This is a genomic window from Ruminococcus sp. RTP21484sp1_RTP21277st1_D2_RTP21277_210401, from assembly GCF_040924225.1.
GTDB lineage: Bacteria > Bacillota > Clostridia > Lachnospirales > Lachnospiraceae > Blautia_A > Blautia_A faecis.
In genome coordinates this window covers 1-1208 of the sequence record NZ_JBCOMJ010000071.1, presented here as the reverse complement: position 1 = coordinate 1208, position 1208 = coordinate 1, and the positions used below count along the sequence as shown (strand labels likewise).

The 1208-nt window shown below is 53.1% G+C and carries 1 rRNA gene; it reads right to left on the bottom strand.

The annotated features are described in order from the left end of the window. Nucleotides 1–1208: ribosomal RNA gene (locus tag AB5706_RS23010) — 23S ribosomal RNA — on the bottom strand; the annotation flags it as partial.

Here is a 1208-nt window from a genome sequence, read left to right as displayed (position 1 = left end):
CGCTAACCTCTCCTCTTAACCTTCCAGCACCGGGCAGGCGTCAGCCCATATACCTCACCTTTCGGTTTCGCATAGACCTGTGTTTTTGCTAAACAGTTGCTTGAGCCTATTCTCTGCGGCCACTTCTCAGTGGCACCCCTTCTCCCGAAGTTACGGGGTCATTTTGCCGAGTTCCTTGACAATGCTTCTTCCGCCGGCCTTAGGATTCTCTCCTCATCCACCTGTGTCGGTTTACGGTACGGGTACGGTATAAACAATAGCGGCTTTTCTTGACGCATGGCTCACGGACTTCGCTACTTGTATTTCGCTCCGCATCACAGCTTCCCATTGCCGCCCGGATTTGCCTAAGCGACTGGTACCCTGCTTGCACCGGGCTTTCCATTCCCGGCTTCCGCTTTCCTTACGTGTCCCCACAGTTCTGTCATACCGCAGTACAGGAATCTCCACCTGTTGTCCATCGGCTACGACTCTCGTCCTCGCCTTAGGCCCCGACTTACCCAGGGCAGATCAGCTTTACCCTGGAAACCTTGGATATTCGGCCTAAAGGATTCTCACCTTTATCTCGCTACTCATTCCGGCATTCTCTCTTCCATGCAGTCCACAGCTCCTTACGGTACTGCTTCGTTCCGCATGCAATGCTCCTCTACCGATCCTTTCGGATCCCTTAGTTTCGGTGGTACGTTTCAGCCCCGGACATTTTCGGCGCAGGGCCTCTCGACCAGTGAGCTATTACGCACTCTTTGAATGAATGGCTGCTTCTGAGCCAACATCCTGGTTGTCTTCGAGACCCCACATCCTTTTCCACTTAACGTACACTTTGGGACCTTAACTGAAGGTCTGGGCTCTTTCCCTTTTGACTGCCCAACTTATCTCGTGCAGTCTGACTCCCGGTCCTGTCTACATGGCATTCGGAGTTTGATATTCTTCGGTAGGCTTTGACGCCCCCTAGGAAATTCAGTGCTCTACCTCCACAAGACTCATGACCGAGGCTAGCCCTAAAGCTATTTCGAGGAGAACCAGCTATCTCCGGGTTCGATTGGAATTTCTCCCCTACCCACACCTCATCCCCACCCTTTTCAACGGATGTGGGTCCGGACCTCCACTGCCTCTTACGGCAGCTTCATCCTGGACATGGGTAGATCACCCGGTTTCGGGTCTACTCCTACTGACTTAAGGCCCTGTTAAGACTTGGTTTCCCTACGGCTCCG